The sequence below is a fragment of the Nocardia barduliensis genome, from assembly GCF_013315795.1.
In the GTDB taxonomy this organism is placed as follows: domain Bacteria; phylum Actinomycetota; class Actinomycetes; order Mycobacteriales; family Mycobacteriaceae; genus Nocardia; species Nocardia barduliensis.
The window spans coordinates 145,109-163,015 of sequence record NZ_JABLTE010000002.1; the positions used below are offsets into that span (position 1 = coordinate 145,109).

General features: G+C 69.3%; 18 protein-coding genes. 11 read left to right on the forward strand and 7 right to left on the reverse strand.

Features of this window, described 5'->3' with window-relative positions; genetic code table 11:
• Positions 1 to 16: 16 nt before the first annotated feature.
• On the reverse strand, positions 17 to 670 hold the full coding sequence (locus HOV91_RS02000; protein ID WP_174183674.1) for a TetR/AcrR family transcriptional regulator: 654 nt from the start codon (positions 668 to 670) through the stop codon (positions 17 to 19).
• A 274-nt stretch (positions 671 to 944) separates the two neighbouring features.
• Between HOV91_RS02000 and HOV91_RS02005 the strand changes: the two genes are divergently transcribed.
• Positions 945 to 1,730: an enoyl-CoA hydratase gene (locus tag HOV91_RS02005; RefSeq protein ID WP_174183675.1), complete on the forward strand. Its 786-nt coding sequence runs from the start codon at positions 945 to 947 to the stop codon at positions 1,728 to 1,730.
• Between the two features lie 163 nt (positions 1,731 to 1,893).
• Complete coding sequence (locus tag HOV91_RS02010; protein ID WP_174183676.1) at positions 1,894 to 2,394, forward strand: MTB12 C-terminal domain-containing protein; 501 nt, start codon at positions 1,894 to 1,896, stop codon at positions 2,392 to 2,394.
• Between the two features lie 84 nt (positions 2,395 to 2,478).
• On the opposite strand, the gene HOV91_RS02015 is transcribed toward HOV91_RS02010, so the two are convergent.
• The 6 genes from HOV91_RS02015 to HOV91_RS02040 all read right to left on the reverse strand — a co-directional run bounded on the left by HOV91_RS02015 (position 2,479) and on the right by HOV91_RS02040 (position 7,715).
• Positions 2,479 to 3,222 (reverse strand): acyl-CoA dehydrogenase family protein, encoded by a 744-nt coding sequence (locus HOV91_RS02015; RefSeq protein ID WP_174183725.1) that lies wholly within the window; start codon positions 3,220 to 3,222, stop codon positions 2,479 to 2,481.
• A 65-nt stretch (positions 3,223 to 3,287) separates the two neighbouring features.
• Positions 3,288 to 4,400, reverse strand: coding sequence for an acyl-CoA dehydrogenase family protein (locus HOV91_RS02020; protein WP_174183677.1), 1,113 nt, complete (start codon positions 4,398 to 4,400; stop codon positions 3,288 to 3,290).
• A 73-nt stretch (positions 4,401 to 4,473) separates the two neighbouring features.
• The gene (locus HOV91_RS02025) at positions 4,474 to 4,890 is read right to left on the reverse strand and encodes a nuclear transport factor 2 family protein (RefSeq protein ID WP_174183678.1); all 417 of its coding nucleotides are present in this window, start codon (positions 4,888 to 4,890) and stop codon (positions 4,474 to 4,476) included.
• The gene (locus HOV91_RS02030) at positions 4,877 to 6,094 is read right to left on the reverse strand and encodes a metal-dependent hydrolase family protein (RefSeq protein WP_174183679.1); all 1,218 of its coding nucleotides are present in this window, start codon (positions 6,092 to 6,094) and stop codon (positions 4,877 to 4,879) included. Before HOV91_RS02030 ends, HOV91_RS02025 begins: the two co-directional genes overlap by 14 nt.
• A gap of 3 nt (positions 6,095 to 6,097) precedes the next feature.
• A complete protein-coding gene (locus HOV91_RS02035; RefSeq protein WP_174183680.1) occupies positions 6,098 to 6,463 on the reverse strand; it encodes a hypothetical protein in 366 nt (121 codons plus the stop codon).
• Positions 6,447 to 7,715, reverse strand: a complete 1,269-nt coding sequence (locus HOV91_RS02040; RefSeq protein WP_174183681.1) for an aromatic ring-hydroxylating oxygenase subunit alpha — start codon at positions 7,713 to 7,715, stop codon at positions 6,447 to 6,449. Before HOV91_RS02040 ends, HOV91_RS02035 begins: the two co-directional genes overlap by 17 nt.
• Before the next feature lie 494 nt (positions 7,716 to 8,209).
• Here HOV91_RS02040 and HOV91_RS02045 point away from each other — a divergent pair, with 494 nt between their 5' ends.
• The 9 genes from HOV91_RS02045 (at position 8,210) to HOV91_RS02085 (ending at position 17,904) form a co-directional block, all read left to right on the forward strand.
• Complete coding sequence (locus HOV91_RS02045) at positions 8,210 to 9,568, forward strand: ABC transporter substrate-binding protein (RefSeq protein WP_174183726.1); 1,359 nt, start codon at positions 8,210 to 8,212, stop codon at positions 9,566 to 9,568.
• Positions 9,569 to 9,584: 16 nt separating this feature from the next.
• Positions 9,585 to 11,708 carry a branched-chain amino acid ABC transporter permease gene (locus HOV91_RS02050; RefSeq protein WP_174183682.1) on the forward strand — a complete coding sequence of 708 codons (2,124 nt, stop codon included), beginning with the start codon at positions 9,585 to 9,587 and terminating at the stop codon, positions 11,706 to 11,708.
• On the forward strand, positions 11,686 to 12,399 hold the full coding sequence (locus tag HOV91_RS02055) for an ABC transporter ATP-binding protein (protein ID WP_174183683.1): 714 nt from the start codon (positions 11,686 to 11,688) through the stop codon (positions 12,397 to 12,399). Before HOV91_RS02050 ends, HOV91_RS02055 begins: the two co-directional genes overlap by 23 nt.
• Positions 12,396 to 13,154, forward strand: a complete 759-nt coding sequence (locus tag HOV91_RS02060; RefSeq protein WP_174183684.1) for an ABC transporter ATP-binding protein — start codon at positions 12,396 to 12,398, stop codon at positions 13,152 to 13,154. Before HOV91_RS02055 ends, HOV91_RS02060 begins: the two co-directional genes overlap by 4 nt.
• The gene (locus HOV91_RS02065) at positions 13,151 to 13,522 is read left to right on the forward strand and encodes a hypothetical protein (protein ID WP_174183685.1); all 372 of its coding nucleotides are present in this window, start codon (positions 13,151 to 13,153) and stop codon (positions 13,520 to 13,522) included. Before HOV91_RS02060 ends, HOV91_RS02065 begins: the two co-directional genes overlap by 4 nt.
• Positions 13,523 to 13,875: 353 nt before the next feature.
• Positions 13,876 to 15,042, forward strand: coding sequence for an acyl-CoA dehydrogenase family protein (locus tag HOV91_RS02070; RefSeq protein ID WP_174183727.1), 1,167 nt, complete (start codon positions 13,876 to 13,878; stop codon positions 15,040 to 15,042).
• Positions 15,042 to 15,806 (forward strand): SDR family NAD(P)-dependent oxidoreductase, encoded by a 765-nt coding sequence (locus HOV91_RS02075; protein WP_174183686.1) that lies wholly within the window; start codon positions 15,042 to 15,044, stop codon positions 15,804 to 15,806. Before HOV91_RS02070 ends, HOV91_RS02075 begins: the two co-directional genes overlap by 1 nt.
• Complete coding sequence (locus HOV91_RS02080; RefSeq protein ID WP_174183687.1) at positions 15,806 to 17,080, forward strand: CaiB/BaiF CoA transferase family protein; 1,275 nt, start codon at positions 15,806 to 15,808, stop codon at positions 17,078 to 17,080. Before HOV91_RS02075 ends, HOV91_RS02080 begins: the two co-directional genes overlap by 1 nt.
• On the forward strand, positions 17,077 to 17,904 hold the full coding sequence (locus HOV91_RS02085; protein WP_174183688.1) for an enoyl-CoA hydratase/isomerase family protein: 828 nt from the start codon (positions 17,077 to 17,079) through the stop codon (positions 17,902 to 17,904). Before HOV91_RS02080 ends, HOV91_RS02085 begins: the two co-directional genes overlap by 4 nt.
• Positions 17,905 to 17,907: the final 3 nt, after the last annotated feature.

Below are 17,907 nucleotides of genomic sequence, written 5' to 3' on the forward strand. Positions count from 1 at the left end.
AGAGAGAATATTGTTCTCATCCGCGCGCGAAGCCGTGTGCGCAGAAGTTCCATACTTCCGACGCGGTGATCGGATGCTGCGTCTCGTCGTCCGACGCTCCCGCGGACTGCGCGGTGAACATGACGGTCTGCATGACCATCGAGGCCGTCCGGCGCGAGTTGACCTCGGGCCGCAGCTGCCCGGCCTCCCTCGCGGCATCCATCAGTTCGGTGAACAGCGCCAGCATCGGTGCGTGCGCGACCTTCACGTGGTCGGGGTGCGAGATCAACAGCTGTGGCGCGAAATCGGTGAACAGCGGACGCTGCGCCGACGGGTCGGGCCTGCACAGCTCGAACAGCAGCTCGACGGCGACCTGCAGTTTGTCCAGCGGGTCGGTCTGGCCGTCGGCGGCCGCGCGCAGCTGGTCGGAGGTGCGGCTCAGCGCGTCCTCGAACAGGGCGAGCAGCAGTTCGTGCTTGCCGTCGAACTGCAGGTAGAAGCTGCGCAGGGATTGCCGTGAGCGGTCGACGACCTCCTGCACCGTGAAGTCGGTGCTGCCCTTCTCGGTGATGATGGCCTGGGCGGCGTCGAGGAACCGCTGCACGCGCTCTTCGGCGCGCAACTTCGCGGTACGCAGGGAGCGCTCGACGGCGCGCTGTTTCCAGGCCGGTTTCTCGCTCGGGCTGGTCACGGGCACCTCGGTCCTCGGTCATGTGAAGAGAACATGGATGCACTGTACCGGAGAACGGTGTGTCAGCGGGTTCGTGGGTCACCGTGTCCGACAGCAATGCGAGACTATCCTTTCCTGATCCGAGAATGCTATTCTCGCAGTTATCCACGCAGGGACGCGGGAAGGAGGCAAGCCGCGATGTCCGTTGGCACCGCTGCGGTCGGGCTGCCTGCACTTCGGCGCGCCGCCGTCGCCGGGCACGCGCCCGGCTTTTCCCGGACTCGAGGAGCTCGATTTGTACATCCGCTATGAGGTCGCCGACCGGATCGCGACCATCACCCTCGACCGGCCCGAGGCGGCCAACGCGCAGAACGGCGAGCTGCTCGACCAGCTCGACGCGGCGTGGGTCCGCGCCGCGGAGGACGAGGACGTCGCGGTCATCCTGCTGCGGGCGGAGGGAAAGCACTTCTCGGCCGGACACGATCTGAAGGACAAGTCGTGGCCGGACCCGAGCAAGATCACTCTCGACCGCATCTACGGGTTGGAATCGCGCCGCTACCTCGAGTACTCACTGCGCTGGCGGAATGTGCCCAAGCCGTCCATCGCGGCGGTGCAGGGGCGGTGCATCGCGGGCGGGCTGCTGCTGTGCTGGCCGTGCGACCTCATCGTGGCCGCCGAGGACGCGCTGTTCTCCGATCCGGTGGTGCTCATGGGCATCGGCGGCGTCGAATACCACGGGCACACCTGGGAACTCGGCCCGCGCAAGGCCAAGGAGATCCTGTTCACCGGCCGGCCGGTGACCGCGGAGGAGGCCAGGCAGGTCGGCATGGTGAACAAGGTGGTGCCGCGCGCCGAACTCGACGCGCAGACCAGGGAGTTGGCCGCGCAGATCGCGACGATGCCGCCGTTCGGGCTGCGCCAGGCCAAGCGCGCGGTCAACCAGACGCTGGACGTGCAAGGTTTCTACGCCGCCATCCAATCCGTGTTCGACGTGCACCAGACCGGTCACGGCAACGCGCTGAGCGTCAACGGCTTCCCGATCCTGGTCCGGCTGGACGACATGAAGGCCAACATGAAGTAGATCCGGTGAGTCCACCGGCGCCATCGTCTGCCGGACCGCTCCGGCAGTACTCGCACGGCCTCTGCCGCCTCGAAAAGGGACATCCGGTCCGTGCGGTCAACCGGCGATCGGGCGTGTGCGCGTCCGGCGCCATCGCTGTTCCCTTTCCGAAAAAGAGGATTTCATGCACGATTCCATCCTGCGCAAGGCCCTCGCCTGCTGTGGCCTCGCGGTCGTCGCGGCCGCCGCCCTGACCGGCTGCGGTGACGACGACGAGTCCACCGCCCCGGCGTCGAGTACGCCCGCCGCGACGACCAGCGCGGCGCCCGCCCAGGCCGACGCGGCGACCAGCAAGGCCATCACCGACGTGTACACGTCCTTCTTCAGCCCCTCGACCCCGCCGGACCAGAAGGCCGCGCTGGTGCAGAAGGGTGACGTCTTCCTGCCGATCCTGCAGGCACAGGCGGGCAATCCGCAGTCGCAGGGCACGTCGGTGACGGTCTCGGCCGTGAAACTCGTGGACGCGGACAACGCCGATGTCACCTACACACTGCTGATGGGCGGCAATCCGGTGCTGCCGAACCAGACCGGACAGGCGGTCAAGGACGGGGGCAAGTGGAAGGTCGCCACGGCCACGTTCTGCGCGTTGATGACCTTGCAGGGTGGCACCTCGCCGGCCTGCTGATCGGCGGATCGCACGCGAAAGGCCCGGCGCCGGAGACGAATCCGGTGCCGGGCCTTCGCTGGACGTGGCGGGTGACGGCGGTGTCTACAGCTGCGTCAACCGTGGGGCGGAGCCGGTGGCGCGGATGAGCGCGCCCGCCTCGCGGATGAGTTCCCTGGTGCTGCCGAGCAATCCGTCCAGGACCAAAGTGCGGCGAACGTGCCGGTGCAAGTCGTGCTCGGCGGTGAAGCCGATGCCGCCGAGCACTTGCTGACAGTGCCGGGCCGCGGTGAGCGCCGCCTGCCCCGCGGCGGCCTTGCCGAGCAGCGCCCCAAGGTCGCCCTCGGCAGCGTGCAGCGTGGCCTCTGCCCCGTCGAGGGCGACCAGGGTTTCCGCGAGCCGGTGCCGGACCGCCTGGAAAGAGGCGAGCGGGCGGCCGAACTGGACGCGTTCCAGAGCGTGCCGCCGCGCCAGGCCCAACATGGCGTGGCCGGCGCCGAGCAGCCACCAACCGAGAGCTCGCCGCCCCGCCGCGAGGGCCTGCCCCGGAAGATCCGTCCCGGTCGCGACGGTGCGCAGCGGCAGTTCCTCGTCCACCGCGGCGCCGGGCTCGCCGTCGCGGTCCCACACCACCCAGGCCCCGCCCGCGAACGGCAGCGGTACCGGGCCGGGGCCCGGATATCCGGCGAAGTGCCGGACGACGTCATCGAGCACCGCGGCGTGCGCGCCGGTCTCGCCGAGTAACCGGAACATCAGTGGGACAGCGAGATCGGGCGACTCGGCGAGCAGATCCGGCCAGCCGAGTGCGGCCAGCGCGGCGTCGAGTTCGCGCCCGGTGGCGGTCGCCATGGTCTTGCGCAGCGTCTCGGTGAGCAGGTCGAGTTCGGCCCGGTCGGGGTCGGCTCCGGCCACGGTCACTCCTTCCCCAGGTCCAGCAGGCGGCGGGCGATGATGTTGCGCTGGATCTCGGCGGTGCCGCCGTAGATCGTCGCGGCGCGGGAGTAGAGGAATTCGGTGCGCCACGGCGAATCGCCGAATTCCACCGCGCCGGGCAGCAGATCGCGCGCGGTGTCGAACAGGCGCTGTTCGGCGGTGGCCAGCAGCACCTTGTCGACCGAGGTCTCCGCACCGAGCCGGGCGCCGCCCGCCAGGCGCCGCTGCGTCGCGTGCGAGCGGCACCGCACCGTGTGCAGCGCCAGGTACGCGGCGCCGAGTTCGGCGTCGTCGGCGCTCGTGGTCTGCTCGAGCACCTGGTCCAGACGGGTGAACAGGTACGCGATCCGGTGCCAGAAGCAGGTGGAGCGTTCGTAGGGCAGCAGATCCATCGCCACCCGCCAGCCGTCGCCTGGATTGCCGAGCATGCGGTCGCCGGGCACCACTACGTCGTCGAAGAAGACCTCCGCGAACTCGTCCACGCCGTGCATGGTGCGCAGCGGCCGGACGGTGACGCCGGGGGAGTCCATGTCCACGAAGAAGGCGGTGATGCCGTCGTGGCCGGGCCCGGTGCGGGTGAGCAGGACGCAACGAGCCGCGTACTGGGCCAGACTGGTCCACACCTTCTGCCCGCTGACCACCCAGTCCGCGCCCCGCGGCGCCGCCCTGGTCCGCAGCGAGGCCAGGTCGCTGCCCGAGCCGGGCTCGGAGAAGCCTTGGCACCACTGCTCGCGGCCGGACAGCAGCAGCGGCACCGTCGCGGCGGCCAATTCCGGTCGCGCGTAGGAGATCATCGTCGGCGCGAGCACTTCGATCATGGAGTAGATGCCGGGTTCGGCCAAGTCGCGGGAGGCGACCTCCTCACCGAGCACCGCGCGCAGCGCGGCGGGCCCGCCGAGTCCGCGCACGCTGGCCGGCCAGCCGTAGCGCATCCAGTCGGCGTCGTACAGCGCGCGTCGCACCCGCAGCAACTGGTCGACCTGCCCGTCGAGTGAATGATCGGGACCGGGGGTGAGGTCGTTGACCGCCAGCCAGGCGCGCAGGTTCGACCGGAACGTGGCGACATCCCTGTTCGGGTCGGCGCCCGCGGTCATCCGATGTCCTTTCTCATCCGGGCGGCAGGACCGGTGTGGTGGCGGAAGCCGCCTGTCGCGGGCCGCACCGCGCTCACGCCTCGGAACGCTCGAACGCGTGCGGGATCCCGGAGTCGTGATCGCCGTTGCGGCGGATGAACGTCATCGCGCGCGTCCGCAACCGCCACCCGTCCGTGGTGCGCACGAGAGTGTCGGTGTAGTAGCCGATGCGCATGTCGTGCGTGCTGTGCTCGATGAAGCACAGCGGCTGGGTACCGGTGGCGGTGTCGCCGTCGATGTCGAGAACGGGTGTGCCGGTGAGGAACAGCCCTTTCGGCGCGGCCGCGACCAACTCGGGGAACCGGTCCAGGGGGTAGGTGTCGCCGAAGGCGCTGTAGGCGCCGTCGGGCGTGAACACCGCCAGCAAGCCGTCGATGTCGCCTTTGGTGATGGTCACCGCGTACCGGGCCAGCACCTGCTGGATCTCGAGCAGGTCGTCACTTCTGGACATGAATTCTTCCGCCTTTCATCACGAATCGCACGTCCCGGGTGACGGTGATGTCCCGCACCGGGTCGCCCGGAACGCCGATCACATCGGCCAGCAGCCCCTCCGCGAGCCGGCCGCGGTCGGCCACGCCCACTAGCTCGGCCGCGGCGACCGTCGCGGCCCGCAGGACGTCCAGCGGGGGCAGGCCGCGTTCGACCAGCGCCACGAGCTCGTCGGCATTGCGGCCGTGCGGGATCGCGGGCGCGTCGGTGCCGACCGCGATCCGCACGCCCGCTTTGTACGCGGCCAGCACGGAGGTGCGGGCCTTCGGGAACATCTCGGCCGCCTTGGCCTGCAGCGCGGGATCGGCTTTCGAGACGTCCATGGCGTCGGCCAGCCGGGTGGTCGGTACCAGCCAGGTGCCGTGCCGCACCATCAGGTCGATCGCCTCGTCATCGAGGAGGAAGCCGTGCTCGATGCAGTCGATGCCCGCCCGCACCGCGTGCTTCACCGCGTCCGCGCCGTGCGTGTGCGCGGCCACCTTGAGGCCGCGCCGATGCGCCTCGTCGACGATCGCGTGCAGCTCCTCGTCCGAGTAGTGTTGCGCGCCCGGCGCTCCGGTGAGCGACATGACGCCGCCGGAGACGCAGATCTTGATCAGCTGCGCGCCGTGTTTGATCTGGTACCGCACCGCCTTGCGCACCTCGTCCACGCCGTTGGCGATGCCTTCTTCGAGCGTCAGCTTCAGCACGTCGGGCGCGAAGGCGGAGAACATGGTCGGGTCCAGATGGCCCCCGGTGGGGGTGATCGCGTGCCCGGCGGGCACGATGCGCGGGCCCTCGATCCAGCCCGCGTCGATCGCCTTGCCCAGCGCGACGTCCAGCAGGTAGCCACCGGTCTTCACGAACAGCCCGAGATTGCGGACGGTGGTGAAACCGGCGCGCAGCGTCCGGCGGGCATTGCCCACCGCGCGCAGCACCCGCAGCGCCGGATCGTCCTTGACGCTGGAGGCCAGACCGGTCTCCCCGCGCCCGCCCATGAGGAGGTTGACCTCCATGTCCATCAGGCCCGGCAGCAGCACGAGATCACCGAGCTCGACGACCTCGCCCGCCACGGCGCCGCCGACACCGGCGATGCGGTCGTCCTCGATCCGCAGAATGCCGGGACGCACGATCGCCCCGGTGTCGAGGTCGAGCAGACCGGCGGCCTTCAGCGTCAGCGCCGTCATCGGTCAGACCACCGGCTCGCGGACGATATCCAGGTACGCCGCACCGGAATCCGGCACCCGCGGCTGCTTCCACACCTCGACCGGGAACGACACCATCACCAGCGATTGCAACAGGTGGAACAGATTGCGGGCCTCGTCGGGCAAATCCTTCCAGTCGTGCTTGTCGAGGTAATCCAGGGCGGGCTGCAAACGCGGGAACACGGTGTCGTACAGCCGCTGCATCTGGTCCATGGAGGAGGCCAGCCGCTTGGCGTAGCGCTCGGGCTCCGTGGCGAGAATCCAGTCCGAGAACTGCGCCAGGTCGGCGAACTCGGCGGGCAGCGGCGCGGCGTTCGCCTGGTCGGTCTGCTGGTCAGTGGGCGCGGCCATCGCGGTACTCCTCGACGATCTTCTGTGCGGTCTTGTGCAGGTGGCGGAGCAGGATCTCCTGGTCGTTGAGCGGGAACTCGGTGACCTCGCGGGTGGCGATCATGGTCTGGGTCGCCTCCAGGGTGTTCGCGTCCTGCAGCGCGTATTCCTTGAAGGTCACCGCGGCCAGTTCCTGGGCCAGCCGCTCCCGGGCGTTGCTCGCGGGCACGAAATACAGGCTGGCCTCGAAGATGTGCCGGTCCACGGCCGTCGGCCAGTAGTGGTAGGTCAGGTACCAGCCCGGCGCCCAGAACAGCAGGGAGAAGTTGGGGAAGAACTCGAATTCGTCGACGCCCCACGCGCGATGCTTGGCCGGGTTGATGCCCTGCGGCAGCGGGTCCAGGCCTTCGATGTCGGGCCGGTCCCAGGGGCCGAACAGGCCGCTGCGCAGTTCACGCTCGATCGGCTTGACCATCGTCGGGTCCTTCGGCGGGGCCATCCCGCCCCATGAGGAGATCATCGAGTGCGGGGCCGCGATCTCGTAGTGCAGCGCTTCGTAGCCGACGTCGTAGAGCTTGTCGGCCTCGTCCTTGACCGCTTGCTTCTGGTGCAGGACCGGTGCGTGGTAGAACTCGGCGAACGCGTCGATGAACAGTTTCCAGTTGCTGCCGACCTCGGCCTTGTAGCTGAAGACCTCGGTCATCTGGTCGAACGGGTACCCCTCGAGCCCCTTGGCCAGCGGACCCAGGTATTCGGTGAGCGGCTTGGCGTTGTCGTCGAGGTTGACGAAGATGAAGCCCTCCCACACCTCGCAGCGCACCGGTTTCAAGCCGAACTTGTCCTTGTCCAGGTCGAAGAACTCCTTCTCCTGCTGCACGAAGGTGAGTTCGCCTTTGAGGCTGTAGCGCCAGGCGTGGTACTTGCAGGTGAACTGGCGGCAGGTGCCGGAGGTCTCCTCCCCGGGATAGTCGTCCCAGACCAGCTTGTTGCCGCGATGGCGGCAGATGTTGTGGAAGGCCCGCACCGCGCCGTCGTTGTCCTTGACGACGATCAGTGAGGTGCCCGCGCAGGCCAGTTCCTTGGTGAAGTAGTTGCCGACCCGTGGCAGCCGGTTGACCCGGCCGACGTTGAGCCAGGTCTTGCGGAAGATCGCCTGACGCTCGTCCTCGTAGAAGGCCGGGTCGATCGAGTCGGTGTAGTCGACCGGCTCGGTACCCAGCTCGGGATAGTTCTGCGTCCAGCTCCCCGCAGCGGGTTTGGTGAAGTGTGCCAACGGATTACCTTTCGTGGTCCGGCGATGTGCCGGAGGTGTCGATGCCGTGCCCGGTGGGCCGGACCGGTCGAGTCGGCGGCTTGGTTCCCCGGCTGTCCGCGAGGCGCTCTCGGGGTGACGGGTCGCCGCCGGCGCTCGCCGTCCATTCGGGTGGGCGCGCACCTCCGTACGTCCGAAATGAGAATAGCATTCTCAAAATCAACTAGTAGATTTCCATGTGGCTGCGGCACTGTCAACGGCGAGGGTGCGGGAGTGATCCGGCGGCGGGTGCGGACCGGTCCGGCCGCCGCCGCCGAGCCTCGGTGCGGATGACGCTCTCCAAAGAGCAGATATTGATTATCCAAATCTGAGAAGATAGTTTCCCTGACAGCGAGTGTGCCCTCGGGCACGCGCTGCTCATCGACGAGCGAAGGGCGAGACGTCGGCGAAAGCCCCGGCCACCCATCGGGCGCCGAACAGCCCACGGAGGAGGAACTACGGTGAAACCGCAGCGGATGATCGTTGCCGCGCTGACGATCGCGCTCTTGGTGGCCGGGTGCGGCCGCGAGGGCGGCGGGCGCGGAACGGACGAGGATTCGGGCCCGGCCGCGTCGGGCAACTTCGGCGACCTGACCAGCGTCTGTCAGCCCGGGAACGCGAAAAGCGCCTCGGCGCAGGGCGTCACGGCCACGGAGATCGAGATCGGGGTCTTCTCCGACATCGGTTTCACGAAGAATCCCGATCTTGTCGACGCGGCGAAGGTGTTCACCTCCTGGTGCAACGCCGCAGGCGGCATCAACGGGCGCAAGCTGGTGACCAACCTGCGCGACACCAAGCTCATGGAGGTGCGCCAGCGCATGCTGGAGGCCTGCCGGGAGGACTTCGTCCTCGTCGGCGGGAGCGCGGCGCTGGACGGGCTGGGTGTGAAGGACCGGCTGTCGTGCCTGCTGCCGGAATTCCCCGCCCAGGTCACCCAGACCGCCAACACCGGCTCCGACCTGCAGCTTGGCGGCGGTTCCTCCGCCTCCGAAGCGGTCAATCCGTACACCGGCTTCCAGGACTGGCTGATCAAAGAGGCCTACCCCGACTCGGCGGGCGCGGTGGGGATGATCAACGGCGACTCGCCGATCACCAAGGTCATGGGAGAGAAGCTCACCGAATCCTTGACCGCCAACGGCGCGAAGATCGTCTACAACGATCTCTACCCACTCGCGGGCGTCTCCGACTGGACGCCGTACGCACAGGCGATCAAGGCCAACAACGTCAAGGGCCTGATCTTCTTCGGCGAGTACCGCTACCTCGCCAAACTGCAGGACGTGCTCACCAGCATGAACTACAAGCTGGACTGGATCGACGCCAACGCCAACTCCTACAACCAGTCGTTCCTCGACGTCACCAAGAGCTCGCTGGCCACGCAGAACAACTACGCCGACCTGAGCGGGACCGCGCCGCTGGACGCGGCCGCGCAGGTGCCCGCGGTGCAGCAGTTGAAGGACCTGTTCGAGCAGTACGCGCCCAGCAGCGCGATCACCTTCCAGGTGCTGCGGGCCTTCCAGTCGTGGTTGCTGTTCGCCAAGTCGGCAGGCAGCTGCGGTGACAACCTGACTCGCGCGTGCGTGTACAACGCCGCGCACAAGGAGACGGCATGGACCGGCGGCGGATTGCAGGCGCCGGTCGACCTGTCCCGGCCGATGGCCGAGCAGACGCGGTGCTTCAACGTCCAGCAGGCCACGCCGGAGGGCTGGAAGACGGCGGACTTCAAGCCGAACAACGGCGTATTCCGTTGCGGGTTCACCCCGTACAAGTACACCCGCGATTTCGGCAAGCCGCTGACCCTCGCCGATGTCGGCAAGAGCATGAGCGACCTGAAGTGACGGAGTATTCGCGCTGATGGAGCAGTTCATCGCCTTCGGGATCGTCGGCCTCAGCACCGCGGCGATCTATGCCGTGATCGGCAGCGGACTGGTGCTCACCTACACCACGACCGGTGTGTTCAACTTCGCGCACGGCGCCGCGGGAATGATTTCGGCGTTCGTCTACTGGCAGCTCACCATCGGCTGGGGATGGCCGGCGCCGATCGCGATCGTCGCGGTGCTGCTGGTGTTCGCGCCGCTGTTCGGGTTGCTGTTCGGCAAAGCGCTGGCGCCGACCCAGGGACTGGGTGACGCCGAGAAACTCGTGATGACGATCGCTTTGCTCAGTGGTCTCATCGTGCTGGCGCGCTGGATCTGGAACCCCAACGAGTCGCGGTCGCTCACCAGGTTTTTCGCCGACCGGCCCTCGATCGACCTCGGCCCGGTCATCCTCACCTGGCATCAGGCCCTCACCATGGCCGTTGCCGTGACGGTCGCGGTCGGGCTGCGCATCCTGCTGTACCGCACCAGGATCGGCGCGGAGATGCGCGCGACCGTGGACGATCGCGCGCTGGTCGGCCTCACCGGCGCCGATCCGCGGCGAGCCAACCGGTTCGCCTGGATCCTCGGCATCGAGCTGGCCGCGATCGGCGGAATCCTCATCGCGCCGACCGTGGCGCTGGACGCCGCGCAACTGTCGCTGCTGATCGTCAGCGCCTACACCGCCGCCATTTTCGGGCGGCTGCGGAACCTGCCGATGACCTTCGCGGGCGCGGTGGTGGTCGGCCTGCTGGAGAGCTACCTCACCGGGTACCTGCCGCAGAACGACTATCTGCCCGGTCTGCGGCTCGCGGCGCCCGCTCTGCTGCTGTTCGTGGCGCTGCTGGTGTTCCCGCACGGCAGGTTGCGCGGGCGCGACCGCAAACTCAGCCCGGTGCCGCTGCCCTCGATCAACGGTTCGGTGGTCTTCGCCGCGGCCGTGATCGTGCTCGGCCTGATGCTGGCGACCATGCTCACCGAATCCGATTTGATCACCTACGGTGCGATGTTCGCCTGGGGCGTGATCGCGCTGTCGTACGTCCCGCTGCTCGGCTTCGCGGGCCAGATCTCGCTGTGCCAGCTCAGTTTGGCCGGTGTGGGCGCGGTGGCCTACGCGCACCTGGGACCGGACGGCCAGTGGTGGGCGCTGTTCGCCGCGATGGGCATCGCCGGGGTGGTGGGAGCGGTGGTCGCGGTGCCAGCGCTGCGGCTGTCGGGAGTGTATCTGGCCCTGGCGACCGCGGCGTTCGCCGTCATCCTGGATCGCTGGATCTTCACCCTGCCCTCCTTCGAGATCCTCGGCGTGCGGATCGCGTTGTTCGACCAGGGCTCGGTGTCACTGGTCGGGCCGGATCTGTTCGGCCTGAAGCTGGACACCACCGCCGAGGTGACCGTCTTCGCCGCGGTGTGCCTGGCCGTGGCGGGCCTGGCGGTGGCCGCGTTGCGGCGCAGCCGATTCGGGCGTCGCCTGATCGCCCTGCGCGACAGCGAGGCCGCCTACGCCACCCTCGGCGGCAGTCTGCTGGCGGCGCGCGTGCTGGTCTTCGCGCTCGCGGCCGCCATCGCCGGACTGGGCGGTGCGCTCTACGGCATGCAAGTGCGGGCGGTCGCGCCCGAGCAGTTCAATCTGGTGGCCGGATTGCCGATCTTCCTGATCGTGACCATCGCCGGTCTCGGCGCGGTCGGCGCTGGCATGTTCACCGGCGCCGTCTTCGCCGGACCGTTGAACGTGATCCCCGTGCTGTGGCCGGGATTGCAGAACCTGGCGCAGGTGCTGCCCGCACTCGGCGGGATCGCCTTCGGCGGTGGCGTGCTGAAGGAGGGGGCGATCGCCTCGATGCGCAAGGACTGGGTGCCGATGCTGCGGGACCGGATCGTGGCCCCGCTGCTCGTGCTGGTGATCCTGGGGCTGTGGGGGCTGCGGCTGATCGACGTCGTCGACGGCTGGGGCTTCACCCTCGGCGTGGTGGTCGCCGCGGTGGCCGCGCGCGTCTGGCACGGCGTGCGCTCCCGGCCCGCTCCGGACCCGGCGCAGGTGCCGGTCGAGTGGTGGGGTGTGCGGCGGCCGTGGACATCCGAAGACGAGGAGGTGCTCGACCGTGCCGTCGCTACTGGAAGTTGACGATGTCACCGTAGTGTTCGGCGGCAACCGCGCACTCGACGGCGCCGGGTTGCGCGCCGAACGCGGCGCGGTGACCGGACTGATCGGCCCGAACGGCGCGGGCAAGAGCACGCTGTTCGACGTGATCTGCGGGCTGCGCAAGCCGACGAAGGGACGCGTGGCCATCGACGGTGCCGACGTCACCCGGCTCGGCCCGTCCCGCCGGGCCCGTCACGGCCTGGCGCGCACCTTCCAGCGGCTGGAGCTGTTCGGCAGGTTGAGCGTGCGCGACAACCTGTTGGTCGCCGCCGAACTCGGCCCGCAGCGCAGGCATGCCGCCCGGATCGTCACCGAGATCATCGATCGGCTCGGCCTGCACGAGATCGCGGACGCCTCCGCCGACGAACTGCCGACCGGCACCGGCCGCCTGGTCGAAGTGGGACGGGCCATCGCGGCGCGGCCCAGCCTGATCCTGCTCGACGAGCCTGCCGCCGGACAAGACCACACCGAGACCGAGCGGTTCGGCGAACTGCTGCGTTCCCTGGCCGACGACGGCACCGCGGTGCTGCTGGTGGAACACGACATGGGCTTGGTGATGAACGTCTGCGACGAGGTGTTCGTGCTCGATCTCGGCAAGGTGATCGCCTCCGGCCCGCCCGCGGTGATCCGCGCCGACGAGACCGTCCTCGCGGCCTATCTGGGAGACGTATGAGCGTGCAGAGCGCAACCGAAACAGTTACGACGGCAACGCCGCCCGACCCCGCCGCTCTCCTCGCGCTGCGCGAAGTGCGCGCCGCCTATGACGCCATCACCGTGCTGCACGGCGTCGACTTGGACGTCGCGGCCGGGCAGGTGGTGGCGCTGCTCGGGCCCAACGGTGCGGGCAAGACCACCGCGCTGAAGGTCATCGCGGGCATTCACCCGGTCGCCTCGGGGCGGCTGGTGCTCGGCGGGCGCGACGTGACCGGCGCCGACCCGCGCGACCTGGCCCGCGCGGGCGTCTGCCTGATCCCCGAGGGCCGCGGCGTGTTCCCGAATCTCACCGTGCGCGACAACCTGCTGATGATGACCTTCACCGGGCGGTCGCGCGAGGAGATCGAGGAGCTCGCCTTCAGCCGGTTCCCGATCCTCGGCGAACGCGCGGGCCAGATCGCGGGCACCATGTCCGGCGGCGAGCAGCAGATGCTGGCGTTGGCCCGCGGCCTGGTGACGAATCCCGCCGTGCTGCTGCTGGACGAACTGTCCATGGGCCTGGCCCCTCTGGTGGTCGGCAGGCTCTACGACGAGGTCGCCGAGATCGCTCGTCAGGGCGTCGCGGTGCTGCTGGTCGAGCAGTTCGCCGCCGCCGTGCTGGACATCGCCGATCACGCCGCCGTCCTGGTGCGCGGCCGGGTCGTGCGACAGGGACACCCCGACAGCGGAATTCGCAACGAATTGGCAGCCCTCTACCTAGGAAGTTCCACATGACCGAATCTCGCGCGGAGCGTTTCGTCCGCGAATTGCAGGAGTTGAAGATCCCCGACCCGGCGGCAGGCCGCTCCGGGCTGTGGCTGCGCACCGGTGCCACGCTCATGGTGGCGGGGTTGGTGGTCGCGGTGCTGGCGTATTTCATGTCGCACGGCACGACCGACGCGCTCGCCCAGCGTGACGCGATCACGCTCGCCCTCGGCGGGGTAGCGGCGACCGTGGTGGGCTCGGCGCTGTTCCTGCGTTACTCGCTGACCAATTTCCTGCGGTTCTGGCTGGCGCGCCAGTCCTACGACCTCGACGAACTCGGTAACCGGGTGCTCGGCGCCGAGATCCGCTACGACGAGGTCGCCTCGGCGCCCCGGTGACCCGGCGGGCCGCGGGAGGCAACGGGCTCCTGCGGCCGCCACGGACACGTCGGTCCGCGGCAGGGCCGGGGACAGGCGGCGTACGCCGTGTCCCGCGGAAACCCGCGGCGGGCACGGGAATCGCCTCGGTGCACTGCCGCGCCGGGGGACGGGCATCGGCTCGCGCGTCGTCCGCCTCGACTGGGGAGACGGAGGGCCACACGCGCGGTACCGAGCGGTCGCCCGTCGGATGCCGCCGGTGCGGGAGGGCTGGATCGACCTTCCGCACCGGCGTGCGCCGCGGCCTGCGGCGAGCTGGTCGCGATACGAGGAAGTGGAGGTGCGAAGTGTCCGGTGACATGAACGACGAGGGCATGAATTTCGAGCTGTCGGAGGATCAGGAACTGATCCGGAAATCGGTGGCCGAGCTGTGCCGCAAGTTCGACGACCAGTACTGGATGGAGAAGGACCAGGCGCACGAATTCCCCACCGAGTTCTACGACGCCATCGCAGGCGGCGGCTGGCTCGGCATCACCATCCCCGAGCAGTACGGCGGCCACGGCCTCGGCATCACCGAGGCCACGCTGCTGGCCGAAGAGGTGTCGCGCTCCGGCGGCGGAATGAACGCCGCCAGCTCGATCCACATGTCGATCTTCGGCATGCATCCGGTGGTGGTGCACGGCTCCGAGGAGTTGAAGCGGCGCACGTTGCCGCGCATCGCGACCGGCGAGCTGCACGTGTGCTTCGGCGTGACCGAACCCGGTGCGGGACTGGACACGCCGCGTATCACGACCTTCGCGCGCCGCGACGGGGACCACTACGTCGTGAACGGGCGCAAGGTGTGGATCTCGAAAGCGCAGGAGTCGGCGAAGATCCTGCTGCTGACCCGCACCAGCTCCTACGACGACGTCGCGAAGAAGACCGACGGCATGACACTGTTCCTCACCGACCTCGATCGCGCGCACGTCGATATCCGCCCGATCGCCAAGATGGGCCGCAACGCCGTCACCTCCAACGAACTGTTCATCGATGACCTGCGCATTCCGGTGCAGGACCGGGTGGGCGAGGAAGGTGAGGGGTTCCGGTATCTGCTGGACGGGCTGAACCCGGAGCGCATGCTGATCGCGGCCGAGGCGCTGGGGCTCGGCCGGGTCGCCTTGGACCGGGCGGTGCGGTACGCGAAGGAACGCGTGGTCTTCGACCGGCCGATCGGCATGAACCAGGGCATCCAGTTCCCGCTGGCGGACTCGCTGGCCCGGCTGGACGCGGCCGAGCTGATGCTGCGCAAGGCCACCTGGCGCTACGACAACGGGAAATCATGTGGGCGCGAGGCGAACACCGCCAAATACCTGTGCGCCGACGCGGGCTTCACCGCCGCCGACCGGGCGCTGCAGACGCACGGCGGCATGGGATACGCGGAGGAGTACCACGTGGCCCGCTACTTCCGGGAGGCGCGCGTGATGCGCATCGCCCCGGTCAGCCAAGAAATGATCTTGAACTACCTGGGCTCGCACGCCCTGGGACTGCCGAGGAGCTACTGATGACGCAGCAGACACTGTTCGATCTCACCGGGCGTTCGGCGCTGGTCACCGGCGCGGCGGGCGGGATCGGCTCCGCGGTGGCGCGGGCGCTGGCCACCGCGGGCGCGGCCGTGCTGGTCACGGATCTGAACGGCGAGGCGGCCGCCGCCGTCGCGGAGAAGATCAGCGCTGACGGCGGCCGCGCGGCCGCTCGCGCCCTGGACGTCACCGACCGGGATTCCGCGGCGGCGGCCGCCGAGCAGGCCGCCGGGCTCGCCGGCGGCGTGCTGCACATCGTCGTGAACAACGCCGGGGTCACCGCGCCCGCGATGCTCGCCGACACCACCGCGGAATCGGTCAGGCGACTGTTCGACATCCACGCCTTGGGCACGATCAACTGCTCGCAGGCCGCGTTGCCGTTCCTGCCCACCGACGGCACCGGGCGGATCATCAACGTCACCTCCGCCGCGGGCATCGTCGGCACCCTCGGCCAGGTGAACTACTCGGCCGCCAAGGCCGCGATCATCGGCATCACCAAATCCATGGCCAAGGAACTGGCGCGCAAGAACATCCTGGTCAACGCGCTCGCGCCGCTGGCGGCGACGCCGATGACGCACACCATCCGCACCGACGAGCGGTTCTCCGAGCAGATGCTCAACCGGATCCTGTTGCGGCGCTGGGCCGAACCGGAGGAAGTCGCGGGCGCGTTCGTCTTCCTCGCCTCCGACGCCGCCTCCTTCGTCACCGGCCAAGTGCTGCCGGTGGACGGCGGCACGGTGATCTGATGGCAGGCCCCGCGCAGCGCTCCGCGCCGGCCGCCGAGTCACCCGGCCCGCCGGGCGCGGCGACGCCACCCGGGACGGACCCGGGACCACTTGCCGGTGTCACGGTCGTCGCCTTGGAACAGGCGGTGTCCGCGCCGATGTGCACCCGCACCCTGGCCGATTTCGGCGCCAGGGTGATCAAAGTGGAACACCCGCGCGGCGGCGACTTCGCCCGGTACTACGACGACGTGGTCCACGGGCAGGCCGCGCACTTCGTCTGGGTCAACCGCGGCAAGGAATCGGTCACACTCGACCTGAAAACGCCCGCCGGGGTGGATCTGCTGCACCGCCTGCTGAGCCGCGCCGACGTGCTGGTGTCCAACCTCGCGCCCGGCGCCACCGCGCGTCTGGGGCTCGCGCCGAGCGAGCTGGCGGCACGTCACCCGGATCTGATCGCGGTGGAGATCGACGGGTTCGGCGCGGGCGGGCCACTGTCCCACAAACGCGCCTACGACCTGCTCGTCCAGGCCGAATCGGGCGTCTGCGCGGTGACCGGGACCGCGGACGCCCCGGCCAAACCGGGCCCTCCGGTCGCCGACGTCACCACGGGTCTGTACGCGGCGCTGTCGATCCTGGCCGCGCTGTGCGGGCGTGCCAGGAACGCGTCCCACGGCAACACGATCTCGGTCAGTCTGTTCGACACCATGGCCGAGATGATGGGCTACCACCTGACCTACGCGCGGCACACGGGCGTGGATCAGCAGCCGCTCGGAATGAGTTCGCCCGCCGTGGCGCCCTACGGGGCGTATCCCACCGCCGACGGCCGAATCGTGGTGCTGGGCACCACCAACGACCGCGAATGGCAGCGACTTGCGACGGAGATCCTGGACCGTCCCGATCTCGCCGCCGACGAACGTTTCCGCACCAACCCGGGACGGGTGCGCCACCGCGTCGAAATCGACGACGCGATCGCCGCATGGTGCCTGCGGCACGACTTGGCGCGAATCCAGAAGATCGCCGACGACGCCGGGATCGGCAACTCCCGCTACAACCGTCCCACCGACGTGCTCGACCACCCGCAGCTCACCGAGCGCGACCGCTGGCGCAGCGTCGAGACACCGGCCGGAACTATCGCGTCGCTGCTGCCACCGGCGATCCTCGCCGGTTTCGAGCCGCCGATGCGACCGGTGCCCGGCCTCGGTGCGCACACCGACGCCGTGCTCACCGAATTGGGCTGCACCGCACGGGAGCTTGCCGAGCTGCGCGATTCCGGAGTGATCGGGGCGCACGGATGAACGGTGGGCCCGTGTTGCTCTGCGACGACCTCGACGGCGTGCGCACCCTGACGCTGAACCGGCCGCACCGCAAGAACGCGATCGACGCCGAACTCTGGGTGGCGCTGGCCGACGCGCTGCGCGCGGTCGCGGCCGACCGCACAGTCCGCGCCTTGGTGCTCACCGGTGCGGGCGGCGCGTTCTGTTCCGGCGCCGATATCTCGACGCCGGACAACAGCCACCCGATCTACCGGATGCGCGCGCTCACCGACGTCGCGGTCCTGCTGCACGAACTTCCGCTGCCCACCGTCGCGAAGGTCACCGGCGTGGCGGTCGGCGCGGGCTGGAACCTGGCCCTTGGCTGCGACCTCGTGGTCGCCACGCCGGAATCGACGTTCGCGCAGATCTTCACCCGGCGCGGACTGTCGCTGGATCTGGGCGGGTCGTGGCTGCTGCCCCGGCTGATCGGCCTGCAACAGGCCAAGCGGCTGGCGCTGCTGGCGGAGACGATCGACGCCGCGCAGGCCAGGGACCTGGGGCTGGTGACCTGGGTGGTGCCGGAGGAGGAGATCGACGGATGGGTCACCGATCTCGGCGCGCGCCTGGCCGCCGGCCCCCCGGTGGCGCTGGCCCAGACCAAGGCGCTGCTGCACGAGGGCGCCGGCGCCACCCTTCGGGAGGCGCTCGCGGCCGAGGCCAGGGCACAGGGACTCAACTTCGCCACCGCGGACGCCCCGGAGGCGTTCGCGGCCTTCGCCGAACGGCGCGAACCGCGGTTCACCGGCCACTGGACGGTCCGGCGGCCGCCGACGCGCGCCGACGGGAATTCCGAGAACGGGAGATGACAG

Bases quoted from the DNA above. Each gene is read 5' to 3' on its own strand.
- HOV91_RS02010 (WP_174183676.1), top strand. From the start codon at position 1,894: ATGCACGATTCCATCCTGCGCAAGGCCCTCGCCTGCTGTGGCCTCGCG.
- HOV91_RS02015 (WP_174183725.1), bottom strand. From the start codon at position 3,222: ATGGCGACCGCCACCGGGCGCGAACTCGACGCCGCGCTGGCCGCACTC.
- HOV91_RS02020 (WP_174183677.1), bottom strand. From the start codon at position 4,400: ATGACCGCGGGCGCCGACCCGAACAGGGATGTCGCCACGTTCCGGTCG.
- HOV91_RS02025 (WP_174183678.1), bottom strand. From the start codon at position 4,890: ATGTCCAGAAGTGACGACCTGCTCGAGATCCAGCAGGTGCTGGCCCGG.
- HOV91_RS02030 (WP_174183679.1), bottom strand. From the start codon at position 6,094: ATGACGGCGCTGACGCTGAAGGCCGCCGGTCTGCTCGACCTCGACACC.
- HOV91_RS02035 (WP_174183680.1), bottom strand. From the start codon at position 6,463: ATGGCCGCGCCCACTGACCAGCAGACCGACCAGGCGAACGCCGCGCCG.
- HOV91_RS02045 (WP_174183726.1), top strand. From the start codon at position 8,210: ATGATCGTTGCCGCGCTGACGATCGCGCTCTTGGTGGCCGGGTGCGGC.
- HOV91_RS02050 (WP_174183682.1), top strand. From the start codon at position 9,585: ATGGAGCAGTTCATCGCCTTCGGGATCGTCGGCCTCAGCACCGCGGCG.
- HOV91_RS02060 (WP_174183684.1), top strand. From the start codon at position 12,396: ATGAGCGTGCAGAGCGCAACCGAAACAGTTACGACGGCAACGCCGCCC.
- HOV91_RS02065 (WP_174183685.1), top strand. From the start codon at position 13,151: ATGACCGAATCTCGCGCGGAGCGTTTCGTCCGCGAATTGCAGGAGTTG.
- HOV91_RS02070 (WP_174183727.1), top strand. From the start codon at position 13,876: ATGAATTTCGAGCTGTCGGAGGATCAGGAACTGATCCGGAAATCGGTG.
- HOV91_RS02075 (WP_174183686.1), top strand. From the start codon at position 15,042: ATGACGCAGCAGACACTGTTCGATCTCACCGGGCGTTCGGCGCTGGTC.
- HOV91_RS02080 (WP_174183687.1), top strand. From the start codon at position 15,806: ATGGCAGGCCCCGCGCAGCGCTCCGCGCCGGCCGCCGAGTCACCCGGC.
- HOV91_RS02085 (WP_174183688.1), top strand. From the start codon at position 17,077: ATGAACGGTGGGCCCGTGTTGCTCTGCGACGACCTCGACGGCGTGCGC.